The organism is Shewanella sp. 4t3-1-2LB (assembly GCF_017368415.1).
Lineage (GTDB): Bacteria > Pseudomonadota > Gammaproteobacteria > Enterobacterales > Shewanellaceae > Shewanella > Shewanella fodinae.
This window is the reverse complement of sequence record NZ_JAFNJD010000025.1, coordinates 42,300-59,269: the sequence shown is the minus strand read 5'-3', so window position 1 is coordinate 59,269 and position 16,970 is coordinate 42,300. Positions and strand designations below refer to the sequence as shown.

Annotated in this window: 15 protein-coding genes; 5 read left to right on the top strand and 10 right to left on the bottom strand. The window is 45.8% G+C overall.

What is annotated here, in order from left to right:
- Window positions 1-463: 463 nt before the first annotated feature.
- Entirely contained in the window at window positions 464-982 is a 519-nt protein-coding gene (locus J3L11_RS10750) for an SCP2 sterol-binding domain-containing protein (RefSeq protein WP_207570982.1), read from the bottom strand.
- Between the two features lie 139 nt (window positions 983-1,121).
- On the opposite strand from J3L11_RS10750, the gene J3L11_RS10745 reads away from it, so the two are divergent.
- A complete protein-coding gene (locus J3L11_RS10745) occupies window positions 1,122-2,123 on the top strand; it encodes a peptidase U32 family protein (protein ID WP_189617599.1) in 1,002 nt (333 codons plus the stop codon).
- Between the two features lie 10 nt (window positions 2,124-2,133).
- On the top strand, window positions 2,134-2,982 hold the full coding sequence (locus tag J3L11_RS10740; RefSeq protein WP_207570981.1) for a U32 family peptidase: 849 nt from the start codon (window positions 2,134-2,136) through the stop codon (window positions 2,980-2,982).
- A gap of 2 nt (window positions 2,983-2,984) precedes the next feature.
- On the opposite strand, the gene J3L11_RS10735 is transcribed toward J3L11_RS10740, so the two are convergent.
- The gene (locus tag J3L11_RS10735) at window positions 2,985-3,671 is read right to left on the bottom strand and encodes a DUF998 domain-containing protein (RefSeq protein ID WP_189617597.1); all 687 of its coding nucleotides are present in this window, start codon (window positions 3,669-3,671) and stop codon (window positions 2,985-2,987) included.
- Between the two features lie 458 nt (window positions 3,672-4,129).
- Here J3L11_RS10735 and J3L11_RS10730 point away from each other — a divergent pair, with 458 nt between their 5' ends.
- Together J3L11_RS10730 and J3L11_RS10725 are read left to right on the top strand one after the other, a co-directional pair.
- Window positions 4,130-5,488: a YjiH family protein gene (locus tag J3L11_RS10730; RefSeq protein ID WP_229799936.1), complete on the top strand. Its 1,359-nt coding sequence runs from the start codon at window positions 4,130-4,132 to the stop codon at window positions 5,486-5,488.
- Between the two features lie 161 nt (window positions 5,489-5,649).
- Window positions 5,650-7,362: a lysophospholipid acyltransferase family protein gene (locus J3L11_RS10725; protein WP_207570980.1), complete on the top strand. Its 1,713-nt coding sequence runs from the start codon at window positions 5,650-5,652 to the stop codon at window positions 7,360-7,362.
- Window positions 7,363-7,403: 41 nt separating this feature from the next.
- Here J3L11_RS10725 and J3L11_RS10720 read toward each other — a convergent pair whose 3' ends face one another.
- The 7 genes from J3L11_RS10720 to J3L11_RS10690 form a co-directional block, all read right to left on the bottom strand.
- Window positions 7,404-7,694, bottom strand: a complete 291-nt coding sequence (locus tag J3L11_RS10720; RefSeq protein WP_207570979.1) for a TapY2 family type IVa secretion system protein — start codon at window positions 7,692-7,694, stop codon at window positions 7,404-7,406.
- Window positions 7,691-8,098, bottom strand: coding sequence for a type IV pilin protein (locus tag J3L11_RS10715; RefSeq protein WP_133038168.1), 408 nt, complete (start codon window positions 8,096-8,098; stop codon window positions 7,691-7,693). Before J3L11_RS10715 ends, J3L11_RS10720 begins: the two co-directional genes overlap by 4 nt.
- Window positions 8,088-11,651 (bottom strand): PilC/PilY family type IV pilus protein, encoded by a 3,564-nt coding sequence (locus tag J3L11_RS10710; RefSeq protein ID WP_207570978.1) that lies wholly within the window; start codon window positions 11,649-11,651, stop codon window positions 8,088-8,090. Before J3L11_RS10710 ends, J3L11_RS10715 begins: the two co-directional genes overlap by 11 nt.
- Window positions 11,648-12,100 carry a PilX N-terminal domain-containing pilus assembly protein gene (locus J3L11_RS10705; RefSeq protein ID WP_133038078.1) on the bottom strand — a complete coding sequence of 151 codons (453 nt, stop codon included), beginning with the start codon at window positions 12,098-12,100 and terminating at the stop codon, window positions 11,648-11,650. Before J3L11_RS10705 ends, J3L11_RS10710 begins: the two co-directional genes overlap by 4 nt.
- A 1-nt stretch (window position 12,101) precedes the next feature.
- Window positions 12,102-13,049: a PilW family protein gene (locus J3L11_RS10700; protein WP_133038077.1), complete on the bottom strand. Its 948-nt coding sequence runs from the start codon at window positions 13,047-13,049 to the stop codon at window positions 12,102-12,104.
- Between the two features lie 6 nt (window positions 13,050-13,055).
- Window positions 13,056-13,604 carry a type IV pilus modification protein PilV gene (pilV, locus tag J3L11_RS10695; protein WP_207570977.1) on the bottom strand — a complete coding sequence of 183 codons (549 nt, stop codon included), beginning with the start codon at window positions 13,602-13,604 and terminating at the stop codon, window positions 13,056-13,058.
- 317 nt (window positions 13,605-13,921) lie between these two features.
- Window positions 13,922-14,485, bottom strand: coding sequence for a hemerythrin domain-containing protein (locus J3L11_RS10690; protein WP_189617594.1), 564 nt, complete (start codon window positions 14,483-14,485; stop codon window positions 13,922-13,924).
- 272 nt (window positions 14,486-14,757) lie between these two features.
- Here J3L11_RS10690 and nfo point away from each other — a divergent pair, with 272 nt between their 5' ends.
- Window positions 14,758-15,609: a deoxyribonuclease IV gene (nfo, locus tag J3L11_RS10685; RefSeq protein WP_207570976.1), complete on the top strand. Its 852-nt coding sequence runs from the start codon at window positions 14,758-14,760 to the stop codon at window positions 15,607-15,609.
- A gap of 63 nt (window positions 15,610-15,672) precedes the next feature.
- On the opposite strand, the gene thrC is transcribed toward nfo, so the two are convergent.
- Entirely contained in the window at window positions 15,673-16,953 is a 1,281-nt protein-coding gene (gene thrC, locus J3L11_RS10680) for a threonine synthase (RefSeq protein ID WP_207570975.1), read from the bottom strand.
- Between the last annotated feature and the right edge of the window lie 17 nt (window positions 16,954-16,970).

Genomic DNA, 16,970 nt, shown 5'->3' with positions numbered 1-16,970 from the left:
GTTGGCGTTTTTTTAATATCTAATTTATATATTAAAATTATTTTTGATATATAAAACAATGCGTTATAAAATCATTCAGTAAAATTTTGCTTTTTTTAACTAAAAATCATGCACTGAAATGAACTATTTTAGCTAGCACCAGTCTGATTTTATGAAACGGATTTTCGTGTTCATCATTAATCTCCCTTGTAAGATGCAAGGTTCTAGCGCACGTTGCATCTTTAGTTAAATCCCTCTGGCAACCTTTGGTTGCCATTTTTTTTGTTCCAAGTGGTAACTAAAGGACGATGGTTTACATTCAATAAAATTTCACAGTATTAAGAAATATTAGGGAACTAATTTGGCAAACAGCACTCATAAAGGACGATAGGTTTTGATTTTCATCATATCCTCCCTTTTGAATAGCGCGATTTTCAGAATGTGTGTCTGAAATGTTAAGCGACCCGGTTGGGTCGCTCTTTTTTTAAATCATCTGTACATCCGTCCTGGAAGTTGTCTGTAACCACTGCATGGATTTTGCTAGCTTGTCCAGCAACGTTTGGACAGCCAGCGGTAAACGTTGTAAATCAATCGCTAGCAGCAGATTCTTTACTTCAAGACCAAATTCAGTATCGCCTTCGATACACAGGCGACGTTGGAAAAACAATGTATCGGGATCCTCTTTGCCAGCGACAACCAGCAATAAATCACTGCTATTGGCACTAAAAGTCACTTTGGGAGATGTCACTGGACGCACTGAGAAATGTTCGCCGAAGCTGACTTCAAATGACAATTGCAGATCCGGAACAGACACCGCCACCCAGCTGTCAATTAGAAAATCCAGTTCTCCTTCTTTAATCTGTTCCGCCAGCAGATGTTGTAACAGTTGTTCCAATACCTTGGCCTTCGCTGAAAAGGGAACGATGGACAGTGGTTTTGCGGCTATTTTAGGCGCTACAGTTAACAGCTCCTTTGCCATCATGGACAACAGCTCACCACGCATTCTTTATGCTCCTTAAAGGGTTACCAACTTGGCATTTTAGCCACAATTTATGATCTCAAACCTGTTTTACATCAATTCTTCAGAGATCAAACACCGATACACTTGCCCCTTTCGTATCGATAAGGGAGCCGCTGACGACATGGAACTTCTATGCCCTGCTGGTAATCTGGCATCGCTAAAAGCCGCGCTAAACGCCGGTGCTGATGCAGTTTATGTGGGCTTAAAAGATGATACTAACGCCCGCTCATTTGCCGGACTCAATTTTACCCCGCAAAAACTGCAGGAAGCCGCCCATCTGGTAAATAGCTGCAAGCGAAAATTCTATCTCACCATCAATACCTTTCCACAGCCAGGACAGGAAAAACGTTGGTATCAAGCGATTGATTTAGCTGCAGAGAGTGGTGCTCACGGCTTGATTGTGGCGGACATCTCATTGCTGGATTATGCGCACCAGCATTATCCAGAATTACCGCTCCATCTTTCGGTACAAGCCAGCGCAACGAATCTGGCAGCCCTCAGTTTTTATCAGCAACAGTTTAACATTCAGCGAGCAGTGTTACCTCGGGTGCTTTCAATAAAACAGGTAAAGGATCTCGCTAAAACCAGCCCGGTAGATCTCGAAGTCTTTGCCTTTGGCAGTCTGTGCATCATGGCGGAAGGCCGTTGCCAGTTATCCTCTTATGTAACAGGCGAATCACCCAATTCCGGAGGTTCCTGCTCCCCAGCTCGCCATGTGCGCTGGCAAGAACAAGGTAACAGCCGACTGACCCGACTCAATGATGTGTTGATTGACTGCTCGGGCATTAATGAGCAGATGGGCTATCCAGTAGTTTGTAAAGGCCGATACCTCACCGAAGACACAGAGGCGCCACAGTTTCTACTGGAGTCACCGACAAGCCTCAGCACCCTGGATCTGATCCCAGAACTCGCGGCAGCAGGCGTGGTGTCGTTGAAAATCGAAGGACGGCAACGAAGCCCTGCATATGTAGAACAAGTAACCAAAGTCTGGCGGGCAGCGCTAGATAAATATCTTGCCGCTCCCGAGCGTTATCAAGCCCAGGAAAATTGGCAAGCGGCGTTAGCCAAGGTATCGGAAGGGCAAACCACCACACTTGGCGCCTATGAGCGCAGCTGGCAATAGGAAGTAGTTCATGAGAATTTCGTTAGGGCCACTGATGTACTGCTGGCCCAAATCCGATGTGTATGCATTTTATGAGAAAGTTGCTGACAGCAATATCCCATTAGTCTATCTGGGAGAGACCGTCTGCACTCGGCGTCGCCAAGTAAAATGGAGTGATTACTTAGCGCTGGCGAAGCTGCTGCAGGCGTCAGGTAAACAGGTAGTACTTTCTACGATGGCGCTAATCGAAAACAGCTCGGAACTGCCTGAATTGCGTAAACAGGTAGCAAATGGGGAGTTTATGGTTGAGGCCAACGATATGGCCGCCGTTGCTATAGCTCAAGAATTGAACCAACCATTTGTCTGCGGCCCGAGTATCAATAATTATAACCGCGCCACGCTGGACAAAATGGCAACTTGGGGCATGCAACGCTTTGTAATGCCAGTAGACCTGTCAGGTGAATGGTTAAGGCAAGTATTAACCCCCAGCCCCAGTTATGAAGCAGAAGTCATTGGCTATGGTCATTTACCGCTAGCACATTCTGCCAGATGCTTTACTGCTAGGCTTAAGGGACTAACGAAAGACGGTTGCGACATTGCCTGTGCACAATACCCGCGCGGAATATTGGCACAGACACAAGAACACCAACCTTTGCTACGATTAAATGGTATTCAAACACAATCTGCGAGCTGTTGTGATTTACGTCAGCAATTAGCGCAAATGGAAACGATGGGCGTTTCATGGTTCAGGGTATCGCCCTACTCTCAGGATTGCATTAGCGTTGCTAACGCATTAATAGCAGGAGAAACCGCGCCGTTAACGGCTGACGCTTGCAACGGCTATTGGTTCAATGAAGCGGGAATGAGGCGGGTTGTCTAATCCTAAGATTGCTCCAGTGAGCGCAAACGCTCAAAAAGCAACACCGCTAACCACAGAAGAAAACATCCCAAGCTAATCCATTGCAGCAGTGCCGGCCACCATAGTGTTGGCCGGACACCTTCCAGCACCATCTCGTGATAAAAAGGTCGGTTGCCCTCGGTAAAATCCAGCCCGAATAGTGGCAAAAACAGAAAGATGCCGAAACTAATACAACTCAACAAGGCGGTAATCCATCCCCAACGGCCATTACTTGCAGAGAGTGTTAATGTCTGATTCACCAAGTAAACCAGTGTGCTAATACAACCGAAGATAAAGAACCACTTCAGCATGAACACATGCAGGTGATAAACATTAACCGGAAACAGCCCGATACCAGCTAACGTCATACAGCTAACGGCTAGACACAGAAAGCTCATAGCGCCAGTAATACTTCGGGAAAGCTGTAACGAGTAAAGACAGAAAAGCACTAGGCACAAACTACCAAAAAACAGCCCGCCATTTAATGCGACTGCAAAAGGAGAATGACCGTAATTGCCCAATTCGCTCATGGTGTGATTGGTCAGTCCGAAACATTCGTCGCCAAAAGCATCGTAACCAATAATCGAAATTATCAGGCCAAGCAATAGCCCCAGCAGTCCGATGAGCCCGAACCCCAGCGCTAGTTTGATCAGACGCTGTTTTTTTTCCATCGTAATTATCGTCCCCACTATGCCAGTGAACTGTCTATGCCTCAAACGCGTCACTGATTCCGATAATATACCGGATAGCGTCAAGCAAAGGTACATTGTTACAAACTGATATGCCACCTAGCAAAGTAACAATTCACGATGATCGTTGCACAAATGAGGACTTTTGCTCATTTATGACAAAAAATATTGAAAACTTTTTTAATTACAACTGACTGCCGCTACACTCCCGGGAAGTCAATAACAGTCCAGGTCGCTAGCATATTCCAGATTCCATAACGCATTTTTAGTGACAATACAGTGCATAAAAATAACAGTTACTCACAGATAGTGTCGCGAGGATAACAGACAAATTTACACGGTCAGCGAGAGGCGGTAACCTTGTGCCTTTATTGCAAACAATTCTGCATAAATTTGCATGGCCGACAGGCCAGATTTACATAATAACAACAGGCCTTAACGTGACCAAATCTCAAACTCATAGTCTGAAGACAGCACTAACCTTTATCATCCCATCATTAATTGGGGTGTTGCTGTTTATGACCCCCATCAGTTTTCAGGGGGCGATTACCATTCCAGTGGCAATCTTGGCAAAAGCATTGCAGCACCTGTTAAGCGACTGGCTCACCACGATTATCCTGACAATATCGTTGTTGATGGCACTGGCAACCTTGCTAACTAAACTGTTTCGGCCGAAAGCAATTCGTACTCACCATTTCCTCAATGCATTGCTGAACATCAACCCGTTCTGGCTAGTGGTTAGGCTTACGGGGGCAGTGTTTATCACGTTGACTTTTTTTGGTATTGGTCCTGAAGCTATTCGCTCTGCTGATACTGGCGGGCTGGTAATGAATGATCTATTACCCGTGCTATTTTGCGTGTTTTTCTTTGCCGGATTGCTACTGCCACTGCTGCTGAATTTTGGCTTACTAGAGCTGTTTGGCACGCTGTTAACCACCATTATGCGGCCGTTATTCAATCTACCTGGGCGCAGCGCTATTGACTGTATGGCATCCTGGCTTGGCGATGGTAGCGTTGGTATTCTGCTCACCAGTAAACAATATGAAGACAATTTTTATACACAACGGGAAGCTGCCATTATCGGTACAACATTCTCGGCTGTATCAATCACTTTCAGTCTAGTGGTGATAACGCAGGTAGGGCTGGAAGCCATGTTTGTGCCCTTCTATCTAACAGTATGCCTAGCGGGTGTGGTAGCAGCGGTTGTGGTTCCCCGTTTGCCGCCTCTGTCTTTGAAAAAAGATCTGTATCTAAATGGCTCTTCGCGAAAAAAAGATGATGAAGCCGTGCCTGCTGGCCACCATGCCTTATCTTGGGGAATACAGTTAGCGTTAAACAAAGCGGCGCACACCGGTGGCCCACTCAAGGTTGTGGAAGAAGGCTTCAAAAATGTCATCGACATGATTTTTGGCATTATCCCTGTGGTAATGGCCATCGGTACTATTGCATTAATGATTGCGCAATATACGCCGGTTTTTGACTACCTCGGCATGCCTTTCATTCCGTTGCTTGAATGGCTGCATATTCCTGAAGCAACCGCGGCATCCAAAACCATCGTGGTTGGGTTTGCCGATATGTTTATTCCGTCAATTCTCGCCAGTAATGGCATACAGGCTGAAATGACCCGCTTTATCATCGCGGCGCTGTCAGTGACGCAACTGATTTACATGAGTGAAGTCGGTGCATTACTGATTGGCAGTAAAATTCCGGTTAACGCTTGGGAACTCTTCATTATTTTCCTACTGCGTACACTCGTTACATTACCGGTAATTGCCGGTATGGCACATCTGTTTTTCTAACATACCGGAGGAACCGCGAGTTGTTCCTCCGCGCTCTTGTTTGTCATAAGACTGCCATCCATCGTTCATACGACGGTCAATATCTGGGCTTATTGTCTGACTGAATCTGCCTAAAGTGTTTTCGCTTCAGGCCACCTAACGCTTCAGTTTGGGACATCACCATGATATTTACTGTCGATAAAGTCATCAAAGACAACCTACCGCGACTGAATAATGCACCTTGGTTGGCGAAGCCGACGAAAGCGATGTTGCGCTATCTGCTCAACGAACGGCAGTGTAATGAAATAGCAAACCAGTTCAGCCACTTAAAGGGAATAGATTTTGTAGAACAGGTGCTACAAACCTTTAATATCAGTTACACCGTCCCCGACGTACAACTGGAAAACGTGCCGCCGCAAGGAAGAGTCGTCATTTTTGCGAATCACCCTATTGGCTCTCTTGATGCGCTGGTGTTGATAAAACTGTTAAGTGAAGTACGTTGCGATCTCAAAGTGGTCGCCAATGAGCTGTTGATGGCGCTGGAACCTTTGCACAACCTGCTACTGCCAGTTCGCAACATGACAGGCGGTACCCCCAGACACTATCTGGAAAATATCCATGAGCATCTAATGAATGAAGGTGCGGTATTGATTTTCCCCTCCGGTGAAGTTTCTAGGTTGCGTCCAAATGGTGTACGAGATACCCGTTGGCACAGCGGCTTTCTGAGGATGGCGATCAACTGTGATGCCCCATTACTCCCCATGTTTGTTGATGCACGCAACTCGCCTACCTTCTACGGGGCCTCGATGTTGTACAAACCGTTGGCAACGCTGTTACTGGTTAAGGAGATGTTTAAGCAGGCTAACGCTACCCTGCCGGTTCGTATTGGGGAACTGATACCTGCAGAGGCCGTGAACGGTAACGATTTCCCGCTGAAAACCAAAGTGACGTTGCTGAAAAACCATTTATATCGCATCGGCAAAAACCGTCCTGGGCTGTTTCGGACACAACGAGCTATCGCCCACCCTGAAGACCGATTAGCCCTTTATAAAGCGCTAGCTGAGTGTGAACTTCTTGGCGAAACACAGGACAATAAACAGATATATTTGTATTGCCATCAAGGTAGCAATCCCATTATGCGGGAAATTGGCCGTTTGAGAGAGATTGCTTTTCGAGCTGTCGGCGAAGGTACCGGTGAGCGTCGAGATACCGATCAGTATGATCCCCACTACTTACATTTAGTGCTGTGGGATCGGTCAGAAATGGAAATTGTGGGGGCTTACCGTTTTGCCAGTGCGCAACTACTTCATGACCGAGGACAGTCGCTTTACAGCGAATCACTATTCCAATATCAACCGCAATTTTCTGAGTATTTTAGGTTTGGCTTAGAGCTAGGCCGTAGTTTTGTGCAACCTAAATACTGGGGTAAACGTAGCCTTGATTATCTGTGGTATGGAATTGGCGCTTATCTCGCTAAAAATCCGCAATATCGCTATCTGTTTGGTCCAGTGACCATCAGCAATCAGTTACCAACGCCTGCGAAAGAGATGCTAGTGCATTTCTACCTGTCACAGTTTCCAGCACAGCCACTGGCAGTTTCTTTCCACCCTTACGTTTTACCACCAACAAGGAAACAGGAACTGGATGAGATGTATCAAGGGATGGACTATGAACAGGCGTTTAAGCAACTAAAACAAACATTAGCCAGCATGGGGGCAGCGGTGCCAACCCTATACAAACAGTATGGTGAACTGTGCCAACCCCACGGCGTACAATTTCTGGCATTTGGCATTGATGCGGCTTTTGCAGATTGCCTTGATGGGCTGGTGTTAGTCGATCTTGAAAAATTAAAAGATAAAAAGCGCCAGCGTTACATTCATGGGCAGCAAATTTAGAACGTCTATGGCTGGATATGCTGTCACAAATGGCAGTTGGCTTATCTAAGTGTCTTTTTATCCAGCGCTTTGGCCTCGGCTGATGAGAATTCTTCCGATAACAGAGTGCATTCTTTTACGTCCTTAACGTAATAGGCTTTACCTCGGTTATCTTTACGCTTCGATGCGACCAGCTCCGCTTGCTTAGTCGGCAAGTCCTGTTCCTTCCAACGATAAAAGGCAATCTCCGGCCCATTTGTCGTCAGCAAATAACACTTATAACTCTGTTTGGCTGCTATCACCGGAGTGCTGCCAAGCCACAGCAATAGACTCAAAATCATATATTTACTCATTTCCAGCACTCCGCAGAGGGGCCTTTAACCCCGGTATCAGTTAGCGTAATGGTAGGACATTTAGTATCCCGCGTTGCCTGAGAACCTTGCGGGGTCGCTGTTAAAGTAAAACTATCGGTGCCAACCGAATCCACACGATACAACTTGTTGTCGGTTAGGAAGGGATCTGCGCTCAATCCTAGCTTAGTCATATCTTCAGCGTAAGAACGGTTATCCAGATAATACTGTTCCTGTAGGTTAGCCACTCGCAGCAATGCCGCCTGTCCCTCAGAACGATTGCTATGCGTTATATAGTCAATGTACGAGGGGTATGCAATTGCCGCCAAGATCCCAATAATCACCACCACGATCATCACTTCAATCAAGGTGAATCCAGCAGCTGTTGTCTTACGTTTAATGTTCATTAACATGGTAATAAATCTTATTAGTTGTTAGCCCGACATCCAGATTAACCGTTCCAGAACACTGTCCGTCAACACAATTGCCCCGGCCGATGATCAGCGACAAGGGCGGATTGTCAGCAATGTCATCAGCAAGCGGAGGCGTTATTAGCTTAGGCGGCTGCGGGATACAATTCTCGCAAATATCAATATATTCCTGAGAAGAGCGTCCTCCTTTGTGTAAATCAAAGATATAAAGGCGCCCTTCAGAAGAGATTTGACAGGTATTTTGCGGATTATCCAAGGACGGCGTAAAGGAGGTGAAATACACTTTCCCCTTAAAAATTGTCGCAGGTGACAGACTTTTCTCGCCAACGCCACTGAAATTAAAATACCAGCCCAATTTGGTCCCAAAAGCCAAATTATCGTCATCGGTGGTGGGTGATGCAGAAGTCACATCGTACAAGTTGGTTAAATCAATCGGATCCGGTATCGATGCTCCACTAGCACCGAAGGTCTTGGTCACAACATTACGATCTTGCAATACAAAAAACATGTCGTCGGTCGTTGTCCCTAATGGCGACGCCCGGTCACCACTACCAAGCGTTACCGCGTCGTAAGGCACATTCTGAGATGCGACAGTGGAGGTAGTACTGCCTGAAGCATCGGTGTAAGTAATTGTGGAAACGTTAGTAAATTCAGTTTGAGCAATAACCGGCTCGTAGAAAAAACGTCTATTGTTTGTAAGTGAGCCACCTAATGACGCAAATTTAAAGGCGCTCCATGCGCTAGTGTCAGTTGATGGCATATCCATACGCCAGACATTACCACCTAAGTCAGCCGCATACATTCTATCGGTAACACCGTCGCTATTACTGTCCAGCAACGCTATCGACCCCGCAATACTATCAGTAATGCCAGGTAATGCTGTTTGCCCTCCAATACCGAAGGTGTACTTCAAAGTCCCCTTTTCTGCATCGACAATATAAACATCCCGCCCCAAAGAGTTACTACCACTGCCAGCGTCATAGCCGATGTTATAACCGCCGCCAAAGATAATAACCGGATTGTCATTCCCTGGGACTTTAGTCACAACCGGGGTTGACCAGGTTTGCCCGAGTTCAGCGAAACCAGTTGAACTACTATCTATATGCCACATTAAACTAGGAGCTTCGGGATTGGTCACATCTAATGCATAATAAGAACTTCCCCCGCGACGCAATCCAACAAAGAGCCAAGCTTTTTCTATAGAACCATCACTAGCTCTTTTAATATATGAAACGGGAGAGCCGTCAATACCGTAAACACTGTGACCATTTGAATAATCATTGTCCCTTAGGGTTTGGACATTCGCTAGCATATTAAAGGGCATAAAAGCCCAGCTTTCACTAACAGAAGCACCAGCGTCCTTAAACGCATGGAACATACCTTCGTTAGTGCCAACAAAAATATAAACCCCATTAGTGCCACCATAATCTATCGCCAGTGGCTGAGAGTGCATTGGGTCGCCCATAATATCACCGCGAATACCGCCATAGTCGGTAGACATAGGGGTGCCGTCACTATCAAGATCAACGTTAAAGCCCTTGAGCCACTCAAAAGCTTTATCGAGCTGAGCGGAAGTAGTTGAATTAGGGTCTTCACTCATATTCATTAACGAGAAGAGATTTGCATCTCCCCCAGCATAACTTGATGCTGTTGATTTATTTAATGCGGCTAACGCACCAGCGGCACCAATGTTGCTTAGCAACTTCCTATGTGCGGGATCTATTTGCCGAGCCGCACCACCATCTTCTACATAAAAGCCATCAGGTTTAGGACTACAACTACTCCAAAAACTACAGGCAGTTTCTTTAATACCACCCGTTGCTGAAATGGCATTATTGCCATTTACATCGACTAATGTGCCACTGGCATTAATTTTAAATTTCTTCAAATTACCAGCCCAACGTGGTCCATGGTTAGGCTCAAACAAGGCATAATATGCAGCATCCAGTGTTCGAGTCGGATCAGCATTACTATATGCCACCCCTGGAGCCGAAAATCGCTGACCTTCGTAGGTAATTTGATCTAACGCATTACTAATGGCATTTTGTAAAGTGGTTACGTTATTGGCTGCGTAATACTTACCGCCACCTCTTTTGGCGGTTTCAATTAACAATGGTTCCGCAACTGAGTTTTCATCTAAAGCAAAGCCTATTGTATAAGTTTTCACTTGTTGGAAAGTATCTGTCGACAGTACCTGGTCATGCCAATACATATAACTCGCTAACGCCGGCATATAACTTTTTATTGGACGACCATATTTATCATAATCATAGGTATAGGCAGCATAATCACCATTATCTGTCTTTTTATCCTGAGTCGTATCCAAACTGCGACTTCCAACTAAGTTTTGAATTCGCTGATCAGCGGAGTTATCTAGCGTGGGTTCACCATCAGTAATATATATAATATACGCAATATCACTACAGTTACTCATTGGCGATTTATAGAGACCACCAGACTCAATACTGGCATCATAAGGTGGTTTATTCCCTTTATAGTTGAGGCTACTGTAATTACTATCATCATGAGCAAAGGTCACACTATTATTGCTAAAATAACTGTATGCCTCATATAGTGTTTCGCAAAGTGGCGTGTTCGTTTCGGCTGGAAGACCTACGATGGTATCAATGAGATCTTGTTTTTCTGAAGCATTTCTAGGACGGATACCTGCAATAATACGTCCGCCATCTCTATCTCCCTCATTAGGGTAATCGAGGTTAAATATCGCCAAGCCAAAGTCTACGGCAGACATACTGCTAATAACCCCCGTAATGGCTTCTTTGGCTATATTTAACCGAGAAATATCTACAGCACCGGTATCAGTGCCGTGATACCAACGTAAATAGTTATCAGTGTATAAAGTCACTAATGGCCCACTTGCAAACAGATCACTTAGATTTTGCTGAGAGGGGCTGCCCCAAGGATAATATGTTCGCGTTCCCCAACGTCCGCCGGAACTGGTATAGACGTTATTCTGAGGAAAGCCATCATCATATCCAGTTAAATCATTATTATTACTGGCATTGCCAGCTTCAATATCTTCAAAACACTCGACTGGATTATTCGTATTGGCACCGCTGTTATTTGCTAAAGGTTGCCAAGTTCCACGATCACTACCAGAACTGTAATACTCTCGCACATATCCGGTAAAGCGGCCGTAGGTCGCTAATGCTTCTCTGGCAGCAGCACAACCGTTTAGCAATTCATTAAAACGTGTAGATTGGGATGGACTATCAGGATTCGGAAGTGACATGTTGTCAGTGCCCGTACCAACCGTCGCATAGATCATATTACTTTGGTAGGAGTGAGAACTACCGATGGGGGGATAAGTAACGGTTGGATCATAGCTACCTTTAATCTCGGTTTCTAAGGTATCCATTGATGCCGAATTATCAAAAATAATTAATACCTTAGATTTACCGTTATTTGCGGGAGCGAGTAAATATAGTTCAGTATCATCGGCCCAACTGCTCCCAAAACTTACCACCAAGGCAACAATGAAAGTACAAATTGTTTGCTTGAGCTTCATGATCCACTCCCATTCAGTACTTCTTGTTCCATACCTTGTGTTACCTCAATAACACCCATGTTGTCACGCCCATAGGTGACAGTGCTGTTGGCTTGTAACCGCCGACATACAATAATATTGGTACCACTCGCGGCCCCTGAACGCTGACAACCAACATTTTCAGGTGTTACCCCTTCTGGTAACGGTGTAAGTGTCTGTTCTCCGCCAAATAGCGCACTGTTTTGTACGTCTGATAGTGTCGCCAGAGTTGCTGCAGTAGTTGCATTCATAACCGCCGCCAAACCGCCATCCGCAGCAGCCTTAGCTTCCATTCGTTCGGAACCAGCACCCGCCATGCGCAAAGACTGTCCGGCATTTACCGCCAGCGCCACACCTATCACCGTCATCACAACAAGTAAGATCAGTGCAAAAAAAAGGACGATGCCAGATTGTCGCTTTAAACCTTTCATATCAATTCCTAATCAATACCGGATTTTCGAGCAGAATGGTGGTGGACAACACTTTGCGACGAAAATGATCGTTAAAAGGACCAAGCTCCTTGTCACCAAGCTCATAGGTAATGTCATTGGTATAACTGCTGTCCTGATCTACCGTGCGCACTAACAGAAAAATCTTGACGGCAACAATGCGCTGAAATGACTGGTTATCCCACATCATGTCGGTAACGTTTTCCACCGGCAAATAACTGTCGGCAGTATCATCACCATCGTCATCATAACCGTAGAGGATCCGCATATTCTCTATGCCTTCAACCAACTGCTCTTCATTATTCATACCCGTTTCAGACAAGGCTTTACGACTGAGTACCGGCACACCATTTAAATTCTGAATGAAATAAATGTGGTGTTGGTACTCCCAGACCCGCTCATTAATCAGTGCGGGATCGGCGGCGGCTCCAAAAAATACGATCTCAGAGGAAGTGGTGGCAACACGAAAGCCCGAGGTTGCCCCGGCGGGTCCGACCAGCCGCTTTATCTGAATAACATCCGTATCTTCTATCGCATCGTTCACACAACTCACTGACTGCCCACTCACACCCGCTTCATAGCCCCAAATTCTTCGAAAATGTGCAGGTTGATTGTTCGGTAGGGTGGCATTATTCAACCCACCCCCAACACAATCTGTAGCAATGACACCCGTTACTGTAGTATTCGTACCGGGGATAAAATCAGTCCCGGTCACATCCCCGAAAAAGGCCACTTGCTCGATATCTGGGGACATAATTGCCAACGCAATACGGCCATTTTCCTGTAATTGGTTATACTGGCCAGTGGTTGTGACATTGGTCGCCGACATGCTGAACATGGCAAAAACCCCCAAGGTCAAAAACAAACTGATGACCATCGCAACCATCAGTTCGACCAGAGAGAAACCTGTAACATATGTTCTCGTTAGCATGGTCGATTATCCCTGGTCGACAACAGTATTTAATACATAAAGCCGGCGTTTATCACCAATGGCTGCACCACAGTCAGATGTTGTATTGGTGGTGCCAGCGGTTGCCTGCATACCTTTCCAGGCAATGGCAATGGAGATGACATTGTTAACGTTATCAAAGGTAATACAGGCAGTGGTTGAATCTAATCCACCAACATTAACACCCGAGCTGTTGGTCTCTGCCCCACCGGAGAACAACCAACGCCACTGGTAAATGTCCCACAGTTCCATTTCTGCGGGAGAACACGCAGCGCCTGCACCATCACACGAAGTTGGAGCCGTATCACCGTTAAGCACGCCGTATTCACCAACGTAACTGTCTAATACCGTTTGATTTAACTTCATACGATTAAGAATATCGTTTGCCAAATATGCTGCCTGCGTTTGTTCAAAAGACTCAAAACTGGCACGTTTTGCCACAATATGAAGATTAAATATTCCTATGAGGCCAATCACCAAGATGACCAAAGCCACCATCACTTCGATAAGAGAGAATCCCGACCGCTTACTTTTCATTAACGTCAAATCTCCGGCGACTGCCAAACCCATGACCATAAAATTGTTAAATATTCTTTATTTTTCTGTCAGTTATAAGATGACGCAAAAGTATCAGTTAATAATAGTTAATGAAGTTGTGATTATCTAGTAATAAAGATCGAGCTAAATCCAGTGGGTTAGATAAAATAGAAATAACCAAGCGCCAGAACGCTTAAAAGAGAGTCAAATCCACGTATTAACTAAGAATAAGTTGATGATTTCTATCCGTTAAAAATACTGATAATGATAGAAAAGAAAATGCCGGGATACCCCGGCACCAGCGCTGACTACGGACATCAATGGCTCAAAGTTGCCGCAGAAGATGGCTCTATTGTCTGAATATACTGACGCAGTTCATCAAACATTTGATCGTTACTACTGAACAGCGGATCCTCTATCAACTTCAAAGCACAATTTTGCTCAATTTGTTGCCAATCCGACGCTGTCAGCTTGCGCTGCAATTTTGGGAAAATATGTTCTTCCTCATACAATAGATGCTGCTCCTGCAGAGTGACGTAGTCTCTTAGCTCCTGAACCAACTTATCTTTAGCCACCACAATATCATTAAGAATGAGGTTTAAAGTCGACGCCAGCGCGGCAGACGCTGCCACCACCTTATGATGTTCTTCAGTCAGACGTTTGGTAGATTCCTCTTTGGCAAATTTCCCCACGTAGTACTCGTACACAATATCTTCAACAGGATGATGACTGTGCTCGGTATATTCCTGCATATACTCAACAACGTCACGAACCAAGCAAAAATTGACCGGTTCACCTTCTGAAAGCTTTTGGTACTTTCCTTTAAGCAAATTGAGCAATACAGCTATATGCTTGTGATCATTCATTAATCTTTGCAGCATAGAGGCTCTCCTTCATTTGGGGGCCGTTTACTCAATAATAGCAGTAAACAACCCAGCGAATTTTAATGGTAACCAGTGTTGTTTATTTAATACATGACAAAGATCAAGGAAAACTGGCTACAAATTGCATAAAGCACCGCTCATACTCACATAATTAGCCAGTAATTATCGGCCTCAACTGTAGTTTATTTAATCACAACAGAAGGTTACCCGTGCCCCCCCCCCCAAGCTTGAGTAGACTGGCACCATAATGACAACACGAGACAAATAACATGTTGGATAAAAGATGGGTGGGTGCCCATGTTAGCGCTCAAGGTGGTGTTGCCAATGCGCCACTCAATGCTGCTGCCATAGGTGCAACGGCGTTCGCACTTTTTACTAAAAACCAACGCCGCTGGAATGCATCGCCGTTAACGGCTGCGGAGATAGAAAAATTCAAGCAGAATTGCATTGAACAACACTTCAGTGCAGCACAAATTCTGCCACATGACAGCTACTTGATTAATCTAGGTCACCCAGATCCAAATATGTTGCAGAAATCTCGGGAAGCCTTCTTGGACGAAATGCAGCGCTGCGAACAATTAGGCTTGACGCTGCTTAACTTTCATCCGGGGAGCCATTTGCGGGAAATAAGTGAATCCTTATGTCTGCGCAACATTGCCGACTCTATTAACCTGGTATTAGAACAAACAACAGGTGTTACCGCAGTACTAGAGAATACCGCCGGGCAAGGTTCCAATCTTGGTCACCGTTTTGAACAGTTGGCAGAAATCATTGAACATATTGAAGATAAGTCACGAGTCGGGGTATGTCTGGATACTTGTCATCTGTTTGCTGCAGGTTACGATTTGCGAACCAATGATTCCGTGGCTCAGGTGTTTGCGGAATTTGCGCAGATAGTCGGTATCAAATATCTCAAAGGGATGCATCTCAATGACTGTAAAAGCGCTTTCAATAGCCATGTCGATCGCCATGACTCATTAGGCTATGGCGCGATAGGTAAAGATGCCTTCAGTGCCATCATGGCGCATCCGGCAACGGTGCAAATTCCGCTCATATTGGAAACTATCCGTCCAGAAATCTGGCCCGACGAGATAGCGTGGCTACAATCTCAAAGTAGCTAACGGTATTACCGCAGTTATAAAAAACCCCGCGACCAAGCGGGGTTGAATGTCTCGTTCCTCGTATCACAACACCGCAAGCATATGCGCTTTCAGTGCTGCAAAATCTGCAGGTAATACCGCCGACAGGACAGGCTTGTCCTTCACGCGCTGCAACGCTGGCGGCAGCGGTAAACGAGTTCCTAACTGCCGATCCACCACCTCTTTAAACTTCGCAGGGTGAGCAGTTGCCAAGAAAATCCCGCGTTCATCCGCTTTTAAGCAAAGATGAAGCGCTTCCGCAGCCACAGCAGCATGTGGCTCCGCCTGATAACCCAGCGCTTGCAACGCCTGCATCGACGCCTGTGTCTGCTGCTCAGAGATTGCTAATCCGGTCAACTCGCTCAACGGCCATTTCATCTCACTGAAAATAGCTTCTACCCGCGGCCAGTTGCTCGGTTCAGAAACATCCATAGCATTTGACATCGTTGCCATTGTTTGCCTTGGTGCCCAATCACCAAAAGTGAGATAACGTGGCACAGTGTCATTACTGTTGGTTGCTGCGATAAACCGCTTCACCGGTAAGCCCATCGCTTTAGCCAGCAGACCCGCGGTCAAATTACCGAAGTTGCCACTGGGTACGGCAATCACCGGGGAGTCTTGATATTGCTGGCGATAGCGGGTTACCGCTTCAAAATAATAACAGATTTGCGCAAGTAACCTACTGATATTAATTGAGTTTGCAGAATTTAAACGCAAACCGTCCCGAATATCACTGTCTTCAAATGCCTGCTTCACCAAGGCCTGACAGTCATCGAAATCCGACTCAACGGCAACCGTATGGATATTACCACCAAGGGTGGAAAACATTTTTTCCTGTAGTTCGCTGATCTTGCCCTTAGGGTACAGCACCATCACTCTGACATTCTCTAGGCCATAAAAAGCATCGGCCACCGCGGCACCAGTATCACCTGAAGTTGCGGTTAAAATAGTCAGGGGTTGATTGCCGCCAAGCGCGTTAAGACATTGCGCCATAAAGCGTGCCCCGAAATCCTTAAACGCCAGTGTCGGGCCATGAAACAGTTCAAGACTGCTACGTTGTTCATCAACGGGCACCATCGGCAGTGGGAAATTAAACGCCTTTTCAACCAGTTCATCGACCAGCGATTGCCCCAACTCGTCTGCAAGCCAAGCTCCTAACACACGTTTACTGCGATCAACAAAAGGCAGTGCCAGTAACGCTTCGACATTCTGCAAACGGGGAATCCGCGATGGGAAAAACAGTCCACGATCGATACCGAGCCCTAATTTAAGCGCTTCCGAAAAATTCACCCTTTGCGCAGGATGTTTGAGATTGTACAGTTCCATATCATTTAGCCCTTGCT